The sequence below is a fragment of the Actinomadura rugatobispora genome, assembly GCF_042656285.1.
Taxonomy (GTDB): domain Bacteria; phylum Actinomycetota; class Actinomycetes; order Streptosporangiales; family Streptosporangiaceae; genus Spirillospora; species Spirillospora rugatobispora.
In genome coordinates this window covers 49,835-64,486 of record NZ_JBHSON010000106.1, presented here as the reverse complement: position 1 = coordinate 64,486, position 14,652 = coordinate 49,835, and the positions used below count along the sequence as shown (strand labels likewise).

General features: G+C 74.2%; 11 protein-coding genes. 4 read left to right on the top strand and 7 right to left on the bottom strand.

The window, feature by feature from the left end; translation table 11 throughout:
• From ACFPZN_RS47210 to ACFPZN_RS47180, 7 genes are all read right to left on the bottom strand, one after another.
• The coding region (locus ACFPZN_RS47210) for a thiamine pyrophosphate-dependent dehydrogenase E1 component subunit alpha (RefSeq protein ID WP_378290080.1) at positions 1–1,004 on the bottom strand (1,004 nt) is incomplete at its 3' end.
• Positions 1,001–1,927 carry an alpha/beta hydrolase gene (locus tag ACFPZN_RS47205; RefSeq protein ID WP_378290078.1) on the bottom strand — a complete coding sequence of 309 codons (927 nt, stop codon included), beginning with the start codon at positions 1,925–1,927 and terminating at the stop codon, positions 1,001–1,003. The genes ACFPZN_RS47205 and ACFPZN_RS47210, both read right to left, overlap by 4 nt.
• Before the next feature lie 12 nt (positions 1,928–1,939).
• Positions 1,940–3,421, bottom strand: coding sequence for an NADH-ubiquinone oxidoreductase-F iron-sulfur binding region domain-containing protein (locus ACFPZN_RS47200; RefSeq protein WP_378290076.1), 1,482 nt, complete (start codon positions 3,419–3,421; stop codon positions 1,940–1,942).
• A gap of 14 nt (positions 3,422–3,435) precedes the next feature.
• Entirely contained in the window at positions 3,436–3,948 is a 513-nt protein-coding gene (locus ACFPZN_RS47195) for an aromatic-ring-hydroxylating dioxygenase subunit beta (RefSeq protein ID WP_378290074.1), read from the bottom strand.
• Positions 3,945–5,288 carry an aromatic ring-hydroxylating oxygenase subunit alpha gene (locus tag ACFPZN_RS47190; protein ID WP_378290082.1) on the bottom strand — a complete coding sequence of 448 codons (1,344 nt, stop codon included), beginning with the start codon at positions 5,286–5,288 and terminating at the stop codon, positions 3,945–3,947. The genes ACFPZN_RS47195 and ACFPZN_RS47190 overlap by 4 nt, the downstream gene beginning before the upstream one ends.
• A gap of 2 nt (positions 5,289–5,290) precedes the next feature.
• Complete coding sequence (locus tag ACFPZN_RS47185; RefSeq protein WP_378290072.1) at positions 5,291–6,589, bottom strand: CaiB/BaiF CoA transferase family protein; 1,299 nt, start codon at positions 6,587–6,589, stop codon at positions 5,291–5,293.
• A gap of 61 nt (positions 6,590–6,650) precedes the next feature.
• Positions 6,651–9,794, bottom strand: coding sequence for a winged helix-turn-helix domain-containing protein (locus tag ACFPZN_RS47180; protein ID WP_378290070.1), 3,144 nt, complete (start codon positions 9,792–9,794; stop codon positions 6,651–6,653).
• A gap of 205 nt (positions 9,795–9,999) precedes the next feature.
• On the opposite strand from ACFPZN_RS47180, the gene ACFPZN_RS47175 reads away from it, so the two are divergent.
• The 4 genes from ACFPZN_RS47175 to ACFPZN_RS47160 all read left to right on the top strand — a co-directional run bounded on the left by ACFPZN_RS47175 (position 10,000) and on the right by ACFPZN_RS47160 (position 14,641).
• Complete coding sequence (locus ACFPZN_RS47175; protein WP_378290068.1) at positions 10,000–11,082, top strand: ornithine cyclodeaminase family protein; 1,083 nt, start codon at positions 10,000–10,002, stop codon at positions 11,080–11,082.
• Between the two features lie 73 nt (positions 11,083–11,155).
• Entirely contained in the window at positions 11,156–12,115 is a 960-nt protein-coding gene (locus ACFPZN_RS47170; protein WP_378290066.1) for an alpha/beta hydrolase, read from the top strand.
• A gap of 52 nt (positions 12,116–12,167) precedes the next feature.
• Positions 12,168–13,001, top strand: a complete 834-nt coding sequence (locus ACFPZN_RS47165; protein ID WP_378290064.1) for an SDR family NAD(P)-dependent oxidoreductase — start codon at positions 12,168–12,170, stop codon at positions 12,999–13,001.
• Positions 12,998–14,641, top strand: a complete 1,644-nt coding sequence (locus ACFPZN_RS47160) for an AMP-binding protein (protein ID WP_378290061.1) — start codon at positions 12,998–13,000, stop codon at positions 14,639–14,641. Before ACFPZN_RS47165 ends, ACFPZN_RS47160 begins: the two co-directional genes overlap by 4 nt.
• Positions 14,642–14,652 lie beyond the last annotated feature (11 nt).

The following is a 14,652-nucleotide window of genomic DNA, read 5'->3' as shown; positions in this document are numbered from 1 at the left end:
CGTGGCGGCGCGGGCGCGCGGGCCAGGACGCGCCGCCCGTCGCCGAGCTCGGCCATGCGGCCGGGGTCGGGCCAGGGCGCCTCGCGGGCGGCCTTGACGGCGTGCTCGACCTCCGCGTCCACCTCGGCGCCGACCGCCTCGACGTCCGCGGCCGCGACGCCGCCCGCCAGCAGCGCGGCGCGGGCGCGGTCCAGCGGGTCGGGCAGCCGGGCGGCCTCCGGGTCGCGGTAGCGCTGCGGGTCGCCCTCGTAGTGGCCCATCACCCGTTCGGTCACCGCTTCGAGGAGCACCGGGCCGGCGCCGCCGCGCGGCCGGCCGACCAGGCCGGCCGTCGCGGCGTCGACCGCGTCGACGTCGTTGCCGTCGACGCGCTCGTGCGCGATCCCGTAGCCGCGCGCCCGTTCCGACAGCGGCACCGGATGCTGGTCGCCGGTCCGGCTGAACTCGGAGAACCCGTTGTTCTCGCACACGAACAGGATCGGCAGCCGCCACAGCGCGGCCAGGTTGACCGCCTCGTGGAAGGCGCCGGTGGCCACCGCGCCGTCGCCGAAGAAGGCGGCGACGACCCGGTCGCTCCCCGCCCGGCGGGCCGCGTGGGCGGCGCCGGCCGCGATCGGGAGGCCGGCGCCGACGATCCCGTTGGCGCCGTAGATCCCCCGGCCCGGGTCGGCGATGTGCATCGACCCGCCGAACCCGCCGCAGGTGCCGGTCGCCCGGCCCATCAGCTCGGCGAACATCCCGGTCATGTCGAGGCCCTTGGCCAGGACGTGGCCGTGGCCGCGGTGCGTCGAGGTGATCACGTCGTCGGCGCGCAGCCGCGAGCACACGCCGACGGCGACCGCCTCCTGCCCGACCGACAGGTGCACGAAACCGGGCACCGCGCCCTCGCGGTACAGCGCGGAGGTGCGCTCCTCGAACCGCCGGATCCGGAGCATCCGCCGGTACCGGTCGAGCCGCACATCGGTCCCGGTCCCGGTCCCGGTGCCGGTGCCGGTCACCGTCACGAGGCGCCGCCCGGAAGCAGGTGCTCGGTGAACCAGGCGGTGGCGTGCCCGGCCGCGGCCCGCAGCTTGTCCTGGTCGCTGTAGAGCGTCATGTGCGTGGTGTGCGGCAGCGTGACCAGCTTCTTCTTCGCCGTCGGGATCTGGTTGTAGGCGCCGATCTCCAGGTCCCACAGCGTCAGGTCGTCCGCCTCGGCCACGATCACCAGCGACGGGACGTCGTAGATCCGCCGGGTGAACGGGACGACGTCGTACTCCAGGAGCAGGTCCACGCTCTCGACGGTGCTGCTGTTCTGGTACAGCGGCGCCTCGGTCTCCTTCAGCGCCTTGAACGTGTGGTAGGTCTCGGGGAACGGCCAGGTGCCGAGGTCGGCGGCCGGATCGGCGGTCGCGTGCGGGACGTGCAGCCGCTCGCCGGGCTTGTCGTAGCGCAGCGCCCGGTCGTCCAGGATCGTCCGCCACAGCCTGCGGTAGCCGACGGAGCCGTGCGCGCGGCGCATGTTCTCGTACCCGTCGATCACCGGGATCTGGCTGACCAGGCACTTCACCCGCGGGTCGGTCGCGCCCAGGATCAGCGCGTGGCCGCCGGAGTAGGAGATCCCCCAGACGCCGAGCCGGTCGGCGTCGACGTCGTCCAGGCGCTCCAGGAAGCTGAGCGCGTTGCGGTAGTCGCGGATCTGCGCCCACGGGTCGAGGTGCTGGCGGACGTCGCCGTCGGAGACGCCCAGGTTGCGGTAGTCGAAGACCAGCGCGGCGATGCCCGCCTGGGCGAACGCCTCCGCGTAGTACGGCATGACGAGCTCACGGACGTAGCACCAGCCTCCCGCGAGCACGACGGCCGGGAACGGGCCCTCGCCCTCGGGCCGGTACAGCCAGCCGCGGCACGTCTGTCCCTCGCTCTGGAACTCCACGTCGGATCGGTGCATGAAAGGTGACTCCTATCTGAGGTCCGGGCAGCCGCCGCCGGCGTGCGCGGCGACGACGCTGGCGAATCCGGTCAGCAGGGACAGGGCGACCCGCGCGGCGCCGTCCGGGAGGCGGCACACGCCGCGTCCCGACAGCGTCGCCATGAACGTCTCCAGCTCGGCGAGCGCCGCCGCGCCGCCCCTGCCCCCGTCGAGGTCGTCGAGGATGGCGGCCATGTCGGGCAGCCCGCGCGAGCACGGCGGGCACTGGCCGGCGGTCTGCTCGCCGAAGTAGCGGACGATGCCGGCCACGACCCGCACCGGGCAGTCGTCCGGGCCCAGGACCTGGATCGACTTGGTGCCCAGCGACGCCCCGGCGGCGCGCAGCGCGTCCGGGGTGAGGGCCGCGTCGAGGCGGTCCGGGGTCAGCAGCCCGCCCGCGTACCCGCCCACCAGGACGGCGCGGGCGCCGTCGAGCAGGCCGTGGTCGTCCAGCACCCCGGCCAGCGACCGGCCGAACTCGATCTCGGCGACCTCGAACGGGCCGCCGAAGCGGCCGATCGTGAAGACGCCGCTCCCCGGGCAGCCGGGCGTCCCGCCGGACCGGTACGCCTCCGCGCCGATCGCGGCGGCGACCGCCAGATGGACGAGCGTCTCCACGTTCTGGACGAGCGTCGCCCGCCCGAAGACGCCCACGTCGCTCGGGTACGGCGGGCGGATCCGGGGCAGCGGGTCCTTGCCCTCGATCACCGACAGCAGCGCGGTCTCCTCCCCCGCCACGTACCGGGTCGGCACCCGCTGGACGCGGATCTCCAGGTCGTCGCCGCGGGTCGCCTCGACCGCCGCGGTGATCCGCTCGGCGGCCTCGTGCGCGTCCTCGTCGACGGCGACGTAGCCGAGCGCGGCGCCGACCGCGCGCATCGCCAGCCGCAGCCCGTCCAGGACGGCGTACGGGCGGTGCGCCATCAGGTGGCGGTCCTTCTCGGTGCCCGGTTCGCGCTCGGAGCCGTTGGCGACGACGACGGGGCGGTCCGCGCCGATGACCCGCCGCCACTTCTCGGCGGTCGGGAAGCCCGCCCCGCCGTGGCCCGCCAGGCCCGCCTGGTCGGGCAGGTCGAGCAGGGCGCCGGGCGTGTGGTCGCGCCAGCCGCCTGCCGCCCGCCACTCCTCCAGCGACTCGGTCTTCGTCCCGTCCGCCAGGAGGAGGCGGGGCGCGAAGCCGCCACCGGGCTCGGGCGCGGGCGCTGGTTCGGGCGGCGGGGCCGCCGCCCTGGCCGCGAGTTCCTCGCGAATCGCGTTGCGCGGGCACATCGCGTCGGCCTCCAGGCCGCGCGCCCGGATCTCCTCGTCGTCGGCCGCGAGCCGGTCGCCGTCCGGGGTGACGTAGGCCAGTCCGTACCGGTCGAGCTCGAACAGCTCGGGCGCGACCAGCACGCAGACCCCCTGCCCGTCGCAGCGGGTGGCGTCGACGCGGAATCTGACCTGCTCGGTGGTGGTGGCGAGACGCCGGTCCATGCCTTGCCTCCCCCTCAGAGGATGATGCTGAGCGTGCCGTGCGAGTGGAGGGTCTCCACGTCCAGCTCGGCCCGGCGGAACCTGATCTTGAACGTCCCGTCGGCGGCCGCGACCAGCCGGTACAGGTACCGGCCCATGTAGGTGTCGACGCCGCGGCGCGACCGGTACACCGCGAAGTTGGCGGTGACCTCCAGCTCGTCGCCGTCCCGGGACAGGATCCGGGTGTTGCCGATGATCCGCCGGGTGCGCGACCAGGGGAACTCCCGGTGCGCCTTGCGGCTGTTCAGCCGCTTCACCCGGGCGTCGATCATGCCGCGGGTGTCGGAGACCAGCATCAGCGCGTCGGCGGGCCCGCCGGAGGGCCGGTCGGTGCTCGGCACCTCGTAGCGGGCGTCGGGGGTGAGCAGGCCGAGCCACTCGTCGAGCCGCCACTCGTCCAGCAGCGCGGCCTCCTCGTACAGGAACGCCTCCACGTCCAGGCGGAGCGCGTGCCGGTCGGCGGCCGCGGCCTCGGGCGTGACGGTCATCGGATCACCGCCGAACCGGCCGGGGCGGGCGACCCGGACGCCTCGCCCGGCGACTCCACGCCGGTGACCCGCTCGGGGAAGCCGGAGCCGTCCATGAGCGCGGCGTACGACCGCCAGAACGTGCGGATCTGCAGCTCGTCCTGGGAGTTGGACTCCCGCGTCATACCGCGCGAGATGTCGCTCCACCGCGCCTCGCGGACGGCGGCGAAGCCCTGCTGGCACGACTCCAGCGCCTCGACGTCATCCGGGCTGGCGAAGCCGCCGGGGCCGAGGAAGGTCAGGAAGCTGTCCAGGCGGCGCTGCAGCGCCGCGCTCCCCTCGGCCTCCTCGGCCGGCGCCAGCGCCCACGCCTCCAGCGCGTGCCGGTCGGGGGCGGTCGGCTCGATCCGGCGGACGGTGATCGCGGCGACATCGTTGATGATCAGGTTGGGGAAGATCATCAGGTTGCGGAAGGTGTCGGCCATCCGGCGGCCGCGCTCCGCGCCGTGCCGGTCGACCAGCCGGGCGAGCGTGGCCGCGATCTCGTCCCGGGCCTCCTCGCCGAAGAACGGCTCCCAGTAGGCGATCGGCCGGCCCCAGGCGGCCGGGCTCTCCACCACCGCGTGGCCGTTGCCGAGGTCCACGCCGTTCCCGGCGCCGAGGGCGTCCTTGCGCTGCCCGCCGCCGGTGTCCTTGACGAAGTCGACGTAGGTGGCGTGCACCGTGGGCGCGTGGTAGCCGTCGATGCTGTTCTCCAGCATCAGCTTCCAGTTCGCCTTGACGCTGTAGCGGTGCGCGCCCTTGACGATCCGCATCCCCTCCGCGGCCTGGTCGAGCACCAGGTCGAGGTACTCGATCGCGCCCGCCAGGTAGGCGCGCAGGTCGACGGCCTCGGCGTCGTAGTTGACGAACCACAGGCCCCGGTAGTTGTCGAACCGGGCCGGGGCGACCAGGTTGTGGGCCTCCTTGCGGAACCCGGGGCCGTAGCCGTCGGCGCCGGGCGTGACCACCAGCCGGCCCGTCGTGTCGAAGCTCCAGGCGTGGTAGAAGCACTGGAACACCCGCGTGTTCCCCGCGTCCTCGCGGCACAGCGTCGCGCCGCGGTGCGTGCAGGTGTTGAAGTGCATCCGCACGGTGCCGCCCGAGTCGCGCAGGAAGATCAGCGGGCGGCCGCCCACCCCGCGCCGGACGAAGTCCCCCGGCCGCGGGATCTCCGACTCGTGCCCCACGTACAGCCAGCAGCGGTCGAACAGCGCCCTCCGCTCGCGGTCGTAGACCTCCGGCGAGGTCATCAGCGAGCGGTGGACGCGGAAGATCCCGTTCCGCCGGTCGTCGACCACCAGGTCGTCCCGGTATCCCATGGTCACAGTGCTCCTCTCGGCCCGGTCGAACCGGAATCGAGCGCGCCGGCATCGATCGCGCCGGCCTCGGTCAGCTCGGCCAGTTCGGCCTCGCCGATCCCGGCCGCGGCCAGCACGGCCCGGGTGTCCTCCCCCGCCTCCGGGGCCCGGGTCGGCGGGCGCGGCGTCGCACCGTCGAACAGGCACGGCGTGTTGACGCTGACGTGCCGGACGCCGAACTCGTCGTCGAACTCGACGACCGCGGAGCCGGCCCGCACCTCGGGGTCCGCGACGGCCTCCTCCAGGCCGCGGACCGGCGCCCAGACCAGCCGCCGGGCGCCGAGCCGGTCGGCCCACTCGGCCAGCGGCCGCTCGCGGAACAGCTCGTCGAGCAGTTCCAGCAGCGCCGTGCGGTTCGCGCGCAGCCGGGCCGGGTCGCCGCCGCGGAACCGGGGGTCCTCGTCCAGCCAGGGCGCGCCGAGCGCGTCCAGCAGCCGGTCCCAGTCCCGGTCGGGCGTCATGACCTGGAGCCACAGCCAGCGCGCGTCGGCGGTGCGGAAGCAGTTGACGGTCGGGATCGGGGCCGTGTCCCGGCCGCCGGCCCGGTGCGCGCGGCCGCCGTTCAGCAGGTCGCCGGCGTCGGAGGCCATCAGCCACATCCCGGTGGCGGCCAGCGACGTGGTGACGTGGCCGCCGGTCCCGGTGCGCTGCCGCGCGAACAGGGCGGCGGCCACGGCTCCGGCGAGGGCGGACCCGGCGGCGCGGTCGCCGAACCCGCCGGCCGGCTGGGGCGGCTCCCCGTCCGGGCCGGCGAACAGCGACGCCGCGCCCGAGTAGGACCAGTACGCGCCGTGGTCGTAGCTGCGCCGGCCGGCCAGCGGCGAGGCCAGGTCGTAGCCGCTGATCTGCGCGACGATCAGCCGCGGGTGGCGTTCCCGCAGCGTCGCCGCGTCCAGTTCGAGCCGTTCCAGCGCGCCCGGGCTGAGGTTGGTGACGAACACGTCCGCGGTGGCCAGCAGCCGGTCGAGGGCGGCCCTGCCGCGGTCGATCCGCAGGTCGAGGACGACGCTGCGGCGCGACCGGTTGTGCACCTCGAAGCGCGGGTTGACCGGCGGCGCGCCGTCCCGCTCCAGGGAGCCGGGACCGCGCGCCGGATCGCCGCCGGGCGGTTCGACCTTGATCACGTCCGCGCCCCAGTCGGCCAGCACGGTGGCACAGGCCGGTCCGGCCGCGAAGCGTCCTATCTCGATGATCCGGACGCCGGCCAGGGGCGCCTGGCCGGCCTCCTCGTCCCCCATGGGGTAAGCGGTTGCGTCGGGCACGGAACCGAGCCTGCGGCACGGGCATTACCCCCGGCGTTAACGCCGGTCGGCGGGCGGTTCCTCACCCGATCGCGGCGGCGCTGCCGGCCGTCGGACGCATGGCCGTCCGGGCGCCCCGGCGCGGCTGTCCCTGCCCGGCCCGGCCGGTGCGCGCCGGGCCTGCCTCCACCGGGTCGCGGTTCAGCAGCCTGCGCGCGTCACCGGGCCGCAGGCCGAGCTCGGCCAGCGCCTCGGTGGCCCGCCGGTAGACGGCGAGCACCGAGCTCTCGCTGCCGACCTTGCGCTCGATCGCCACCAGCACCCGGTAGGCCGGGTCGGAGTACCGGTTGGTCTCCAGCACCGCCTCGCAGGCGCCCCGCGCCGCCTCGGCCCGGCCGAGCTCCAGGTAGATCGTCGCCAGCTCCAGCCGCGCCTCCTCGTGCACGAGATCGAGGTAGTTGCGCCGCTCCTCGGCCCAGGGCAGCGAACTGCCGTCCAGGTAGCGGCCGGGGGCCAGCTCCAGGCCCGCCTCCAGCCGGGCCCGCCGCTCCGGCCCGGACGACGCCCCGGCCGTGGCCAGCATCCGCTCGGACTCGATGTCGTTGGCGACGAACGCCGTCGTCTCCGGCAGCATGACCAGGTTCCCGCGGCGCTCCAGGTTCACCCCGCTGCTGCGCCGCAGCTTGTGCACGATCTGCCGGAAGTGGTTGCCGCCGCTGCGCTGGTCGGCGTCGGGCAGCAGCCGCCGCTGCAGCTCGAACCGGTCGATCCCGCGCGGGTGCAGGGCCAGGCAGGCGACCAGCTCCAGGATCTTGGTCCGGCCGATGCCGGCGGGCCGGCCGTCGATCAGCAGGTCCCGGTAGCGGCCGAACGGCTGCAGCACCATCGTCACCTCGGCCACGCCCTGCCGCGCCGCCCCGGACGGGCCCGGCCGGGCGGACGGGGCCACCACCAGGCGCCGCCACCGCGAGTCGTCCGGCGCGCGCTCCAGCTCCCGCCGCAGGATGTCGGGGAACAGCTTGATCGACTGGATGAGCAGCGAGAACGACCCGGTCAGCATGGACACGTGGTAGGCCTGCTCGGCGGCGCCGGTGGCCGCCTCGGCGTTGCCGAGCCGCGCCTCGGCCTCCGACAGGCCCGCCGCCGCCATCGCCAGCATCAGCCGGCGCTGGCAGCGGGTCATCGAGGTGACGGTCTCGCGCAGGATCAGCCGGGCCTCCTCGGTCCGCCCGGCGCGCAGATAGGCCAGCCCGAGGAAGCACTGCGCGATCTCGACGTAGGCGGTCTGCCCGGTGCGCGACATCTCGTCCAGCACCGGTTCGAGCTGGGCGATGCCCGCCTCCGCGCCGACGTCGGTGAACTGCAGGTAGCCCATGAAGATCTCGTAGACCGGCAGCAGCGAGAACCCGGACCGCTGGCTGTCGGCCATCGCCAGCCGCAGATGCTCGCGGGCGCTCTCGTGGTCGCCGTTGGCCAGGTTCAGGATCGCCTCGATGAACCGCGAGTGCGCGCGCTCCCTGATCTCCTGCGGCACCCGCCGCCACAGGTCGCCCGCCACGTCGGTCTCCTCCCGGAACGCCGCCGCCAGCACCAGGTTCGGGTTGAGCACCACGGACTCGTCGTCCAGGTTGCCCATCCGGGCCAGCTCGCCCAGCCGGCCCTGCAGGAACAGCCCCCAGCTCATCTGGCGGTCCACGTCGGGCAGGTCGCGGGCGTCCGGCGGCGGGACGTACCGGGTCGCGACCGCCACCTCGATCATGTAGCGGACCACGTCCGCGCCCGAGTCGCCCTCGTACTTGTCGAGCAGGCCGAGGGCCTCCTGCGGGTGCGCCTGCAGCACCCACGCCGCGATCGCGAGCAGGCTGGGGTCGAGCTCGATCGCGGCGCGCAGCCGGCCCTTGCGGTCCAGCCCGCGGATCAGCGCGCGGGCCCGGTCGAACTCGCGCATGCCGTGCGCGGCGCGGACGCACGCGCCGATCAGCCGCGGGTCGGCGTGCACGCGGGTCTCGCCGAACGCCTCCAGCCAGCGCTTGACGACCGGCCAGTCGGCCCGGCCGAACAGGGCCGGGAACGCCTGGACGGCCGTCTCCACCGCCTGGTCGAGGTCGCCGAGCGACAGCCACACCTCGGTGGCGTCCTCGAACTGCCGGACCGCCGCCAGATGGCCGGCGTAGGCTGCGCGCAGCCGCACGTGCCGCTCCGGCTCCGTCTCGATCAGCCGCTGCCGCAGGAACGAGCGGAACAGCGAGTGGACCACGATGGCCGAGGAGGTGGCGCTGGTCGCGGGCAGGTGCCGCGCCGACACCGCCAGCCACAGCCGCTGCCCGTCCGGGCCGCACAGCGCCGCCGCGACCTCCGGCGTCACCGTGCCGGTGACCGAGGTGTCCAGCAGGAAGCGCCGCTCGTCCTCGGGCAGCGGGCCGAGCACCTGGCGGCCGAAGTAGGCCGACAGGTCGCGCAGGTTGGGCTGCTCGCCGAGGCCGAACCGGGAGGCGAACGCGACGCCCGCGGCCCATCCGCCGGTCGCGGAGAAGATCCGCTCGCAGGTGTCCGGACCCGGGCCCGTGTCCATGCCCGTCTCCAGGCCCGCGTCCGGGCCCGCGTCGGCCCGCCGGACGTACTCGGCGGTCTCCTCCAGGGTCAGGTTGAGGGTGGCGTCGCCGAGCTGGGCGATCTGGCCGTGCACGTAGCGGCGCTGCAGCGGCCAGGGCAGCTCCTCCCGCGACAGCAGCAGCATCCGCATCCGGTCGGGCAGGTACTCCAGGAAGGTGTCCAGGGCCGACGCGGCGTCGGGCGACGCCGAGATCTGCTGGCACTCGTCGATGACGACCAGGACGTCCTCGCCGCCGGACGCGGACGCCAGGATCGCGGCGGCCTCCTCCGCCGTGCCGTTGCTCTGCAGGGTGCCGCGCATCGCGTCCACCGCGTCGCCGGCCACCGGCCCGAGCGCCGTGGCCAGGTCGAACACCAGCCCGGACGCCGAGCGGTCGGAGCGGTCCATGGTGAGCCAGGCGAGCCGGCGCCCGGTGCGGCGGGCGAACAGCTGCGCCTCCACCGTCTTGCCCGCGCCGGGGGCCGCCACGATCTCGACGATGGCGTAGGAGTCGAACAGGGTGTCGAGCAGGTGATCGAGCCGCGGCCGTTCGATCGAGCCGCGAGGTACGCCGGGTGCGGCGAACTTGTGCCGCAGTGCAGGCGCCGAGGTGTCCGTCGTCCGGGGATCCAACAATCCAGCACCTCCTCGCCAGGACGGAGCCCCCGGATCCCATGCCGGGATTCGGTCGGTCCGCAGGAGTGAGTTACCTGCAACATGCCCGAAACCCCGACGGGTGTCAACGAACCGGCAACACCTCGGCGACCTGCGAGGAAACTCCCCGGATCGAGCGTCCCGGCGCTCGGGAGGCCGATAACGCGCGCGATAACGGTCGGCGGTGAGCCTGGCCGTGCTCGACGAAACCCGCCTGTCCGACCCGTGGCGCCCGACGCCGGCACGGGACCGGCACCGCCCCTACCGGAGGTCGATTTTGACGCTGCTGCTGAGCGACAGTGAGGTGCGCGCCGCCTGCGACATCGGTGCCATGGTCCCCTTCCTCGAAGCCGCGCTTCGCAAGGAGGCCAAGGGGCCCGGCCCGCGGCTCCCCGAGCGCGTGAACCTCGGCCACGGCCGGTTCTTCCTGCGCGTCATGCCGGCGTTGCTGCCCGAATCCGGCCTGCTCGGCCTCAAGTTCTTCCACGGCTCCATGCCGGACGGCGTCCGGTACGTGGTCGCGGTGTGCCGGCTGGAGACCGGCGAGGTGGAGGCGCTCGTCGACGCCGCCTACCTGACCGCCGCCCGGACCGGCGCCACCAGCGGCGTCGCGACCCGCTGCCTGGCCCGCGAGGACGCCGCCGCGGCCGGGGTGATCGGGTCGGGGCTGGAGGCGGAGACCAACCTGCGCGCGGTGTGCGCCGTCCGCCCGATCGAACGGGCCAAGGTCTACAGCCGGTCCGCCGGACGGCGCGAGGCGTTCGCCGCGCGGATGTCCGAGTCCCTCGGGATCCCGGTGACCGCCACCGGCGATCCGCGGGACGCGGTGGCCGGGACCGACATCGTCGTGGTGGCCACCAACACCGGGCCCGACCCGGTCACCGCCTACGAGGGCGCCTGGCTGGAGCCGGGGCAGCACGTCGTCTCGATCGGCTCCACCACGGCCGCGCTCCGCGAACTGGACGTGGCCGCCTTCACCGGCGCCGACACCGTCGTCCTCGACACCACCCTCGAGCAGATGAGCCACGAGTCCGGCGACATCATCGCGGTGCTGGACGCCGCGCCCGGCCGGCTGGCCCCGGTCGCGCTCGACCAGATCATCACCGGAGAGGTGCGCGGCCGCCGCAGCGACCGCGACATCACCCTCTTCAAGTCCGTCGGCAGCGCCGCGCAGGACCTGCTCGGCGCCGCCCACGTCGTCGGCGAGGCCCGCCGCCTCGGCATCGGCACCGAGATCGGCGAGATCGCCGCCCCCAAGCGGTTCTGAGCCCGGCGGCCCGGCCGTTCCGGGCCGTCACGCCATGTCAACGATCAACCACCGCAGACAGGAGTCGACGCAGATGAGGTCCCAGGAAGTCGAGTTCCAGAGCGAGGGCGTCACCGTCCGGGGCGACCTGCTGCTCCCCGAGGGCGACGGGCCGCATCCGGTCGTCGTCATGGCGGGCGGCTGGTGCTACGTCAAGGAGCTGCGCCAGCCGCAGTACGCCGAGGAGTTCGTCCGGCGCGGGTTCGCCGCGCTGATCTTCGACTACCGGACGATCGGCGCCAGCGACGGCGCGCCGCGGCAGCACCTGGACCCGTGGGCGCAGATCGAGGACTACCGCAACGCGATCACCTACCTGGAGACCCGCTCCGACATCGACGCCGGCCGGGTCGGCGTCTGGGGCATCTCCTACAGCGGCGGCCACGTCCTGGTGCTGGGCGCGGTGGACCCGCGGGTGAAGGTGATCGTCAGCAACGTGCCGGTGATCGACGGCCACCGCAACATGTGGCGGGTGCACGGCACCGACCGGTTCCGCAAGCTCCAGGACGCGATCCTGGAGGACCGGCGCAAGCGCTTCGAGACCGGCGAGTACGGCTACATCACGATGTCGGGCACTCCCGCCGGCCCGGACGCCGACCTGGCCACCTGGCCGCTGGACGAGGTGAAGGCCGTCTTCGAGGAGCTCAAGCGCACCCAGGCGCCGCGGCACGAGCACCGCAGCACGATCGCCTCGGTCGAGCTGCTGATGCAGTACAACGCCGCGCCGTACGCCGAGCGCATCGTCCACAAGCCCACCATGATGATCGTCGCCAACGAGGACGACATCACGCTGTGGGACGTCGAGACCAGGGTGTTCGACTCGATCCCCTCGAACGCCAAGCGCCTGGTGGTGCTGCCCTCGACCAGCCACATGACGCTCTACAGCGACCTCACCGCGCTGGACCTGGCCGCCAAGGCGGCCGGCGGCTGGTTCTCCGAGCATCTGGCCGCGCCGCCCACGGTCCCCGGAATGATCGCCGAGTTCGCCGCGCGGTGAGCGTGAGGCGGGGGTGAAGCCGAGTACCGGACCGGACGGCAGGGAGCCGCAAGTGACTGACAGTTCGCCCTTCTCGCTCGCGGGATCGGTCGCGGCCGTGGTCGGGACCAGCCCGAACATCGGCACGGGCATCGCGCTGCGGCTCGCCGCGGCCGGCGCCCGGGTGGCGTGCGTGGACCGGGACGCGGAGCTCGCCGAGCACGCCGCGGCCGAGGTCCGCGCCGTCACCGGCGCCGAGACCCTGGCGGTGACCTGCGACGTCACCTCCGAGGACGCGGTGGCGGCGGCGGTGGCCCGCGTCCGGTCCGGGCTCGGCCTGGTCGACGTGCTGGTCAACGGGCCCGTCGTCTACCTGGAGAAGGGGATCAGGGAGATGTCGCTCGCCGAGTGGCGGGCCCAGCTGGGCGTGCTGCTGGACGGCACCTTCCTGTTCACCAAGCACGTGACCGAGGCGCTCATCGAGGCCGGGCGGCCGGGCGCGGTCATCAACCTGGTGTCCACGGCCGGCCACCAGGGCGAGCCCGGCAACATCGGCTACACCACCGCCAAGGGCGGCGTGGTCAACATGACCCGGGCCGCCGCGATGGACCTGGCGCCGTACGGCATCCGGGTCAACAGCCTCACCCCGACCGCCACCGATCCCCGCCAGGGGATCGAGCGCGGCCGGCGGTGGGGCGTCACCGGGGTCGCCGGCGCCCATGTCGCCGCCCTGGACGTCGCGGCGGCGCAGGTCCCGCTCGGCGCGCTGCCCACGCCGGCCGACTACGGCGACGCGGCGGTGTTCCTCGCCTCCCCCGCCGCCCGCATGGTGACCGGCGCCGATCTGCGGGTGGACGCCGGCTCCCTCGCCAAGTACTGGCGGCAGAAGCCGGGAGGCGGGGCATGAGCGGGCGGACGGCGCCGGCCGCGGTGCCGCCCGGTCGCCGCGAGCGCGAGGTCGCCGCGGGCCGCTGGCGCGACCGCATGATCGACGGGTACGTGGCGGAGGCGGCCGAGCGCCGGCCGGACGCGCCCGCCGTGATCGACGGCGACGTCACGCTGACCTACGCCGAGCTGGAGCGGCGCGTCCGGGCCACCGCCGCCTCGCTCCAGGATCTCGGGGTGGTGCGCGGCGAGGCCGTCTCGTGGCAGCTGCCGAACTGGCACGAGGCCTGCGTCCTGCACCACGCGGTGCTGCGGATCGGCGCGGTCAGCAACCCGATCGTCCCGATCTACCGGCGGCGCGAGCTGGCCTACATCCTGGCCGAGGCGCGCAGCAGGGTGTTCGTCATGCCGGAGACCTTCCGCGGGTTCTCCCACGTCGACATGCTCGCCGAGATCCGCGGCGAGCTGCCGCTGCTGGAGCACGTCGTGCCGTGCCGGGGCGGCGGGAGCTCCTTCGATGACCTCTGCGCGGGCGACCGCGCCCCGGCGCCGGTGGACCGGACGGCGGACGACCCGATGCTGCTGCTGTTCACCTCGGGGACCACCGCGCGGCCCAAGGGCGCCGTCCACACGCACAACACCCTCGACTACGAGAACCGGAGCATCATCGACGTCTACGGCCTCACGCCGTCCGACGTCGTCTTCATGCCGTCGCCGGTGTCGCACATCACCGGCCTGCTCTACGGGCTGCAACTGCCGGCGATGCTCGGCACCGCGGTCGTCCTCCAGGACGTCTGGGAGGTCCAGGAGGGGCGCCGCCTGATCGACCGGCACCGCTGCACGTTCACCGTGGCCGCGACGCCGTTCCTGCACGACCTCACCTACCGGCCGGACCCCGGCGGCCTCGACGTCTCGTCCATGCGCGTGTTCGCCTGCGGCGGGGCCGACGTGCCGCCGGGCCTGATCAGGGACGCCCGGGAGCGGCTCGGCTGCGTCGCGTCCCGGCTGTACGGGTCGACCGAGTTCCCCACCCTCAGCACCACCGGCCCGGACGACCCGCCCGAGAAGGGCGCGGTCACCGACGGGCGCGCGATCGGCGCCGCCGAGTTCCGCGTGGTGGACGACGGCGGCCGCCCGGTGGCGGCCGGGGAGGTCGGGGAGCTGCTGGTCACCGGGCCGGAGCTGTTCCTCGGCTACCGGCGCGCCGAGGACGACGCGGACGCCTTCACCCCGGACGGCTGGTTCCGCACCGGGGACCTGGCCGTCCGGGACGCCGACGGCTACCTCACCATCCGCGGCCGCAAGAAGGACATCATCCTGCGCGGCGGCGAGAACATCAGCGTCACCGAGGTCGAGGCACTGCTGTTCGACCATCCGCGGATCGCCGAGATCGCCGTGGTCGCGATGCCCGACCCGGTCATGGTCGAGCGCGGCTGCGCCTTCGTCGTCCCGCGGCCGGACGCGGGCCCGCCGCTCACGCTCGCCGACCTGGCGGGCTACCTGATCGAGAGGGGCGTGGCCAAGCAGAAGATCCCCGAACGGCTCGAACTCGTGCCCGGGCTGCCCAGGACGCAGTCGGGCAAGGTCCAGAAATTCCGGCTGCGCGACACCGTCCGCGCCAAGCTCGCGTCCGAGGGCGTCATCGCCCCCGCGGACGCCTAGAGGGGGACGAA

What these genes read in the sequence shown, in the direction of transcription:
- ACFPZN_RS47205 (WP_378290078.1), bottom strand. Translation starts at nt 1,927, where the DNA reads ATGCACCGATCCGACGTGGAGTTCCAGAGCGAGGGACAGACGTGCCGC.
- ACFPZN_RS47195 (WP_378290074.1), bottom strand. Translation starts at nt 3,948, where the DNA reads ATGACCGTCACGCCCGAGGCCGCGGCCGCCGACCGGCACGCGCTCCGC.
- ACFPZN_RS47170 (WP_378290066.1), top strand. Translation starts at nt 11,156, where the DNA reads ATGAGGTCCCAGGAAGTCGAGTTCCAGAGCGAGGGCGTCACCGTCCGG.
- ACFPZN_RS47190 (WP_378290082.1), bottom strand. Translation starts at nt 5,288, where the DNA reads ATGGGATACCGGGACGACCTGGTGGTCGACGACCGGCGGAACGGGATC.
- ACFPZN_RS47200 (WP_378290076.1), bottom strand. Translation starts at nt 3,421, where the DNA reads ATGGACCGGCGTCTCGCCACCACCACCGAGCAGGTCAGATTCCGCGTC.
- ACFPZN_RS47160 (WP_378290061.1), top strand. Translation starts at nt 12,998, where the DNA reads ATGAGCGGGCGGACGGCGCCGGCCGCGGTGCCGCCCGGTCGCCGCGAG.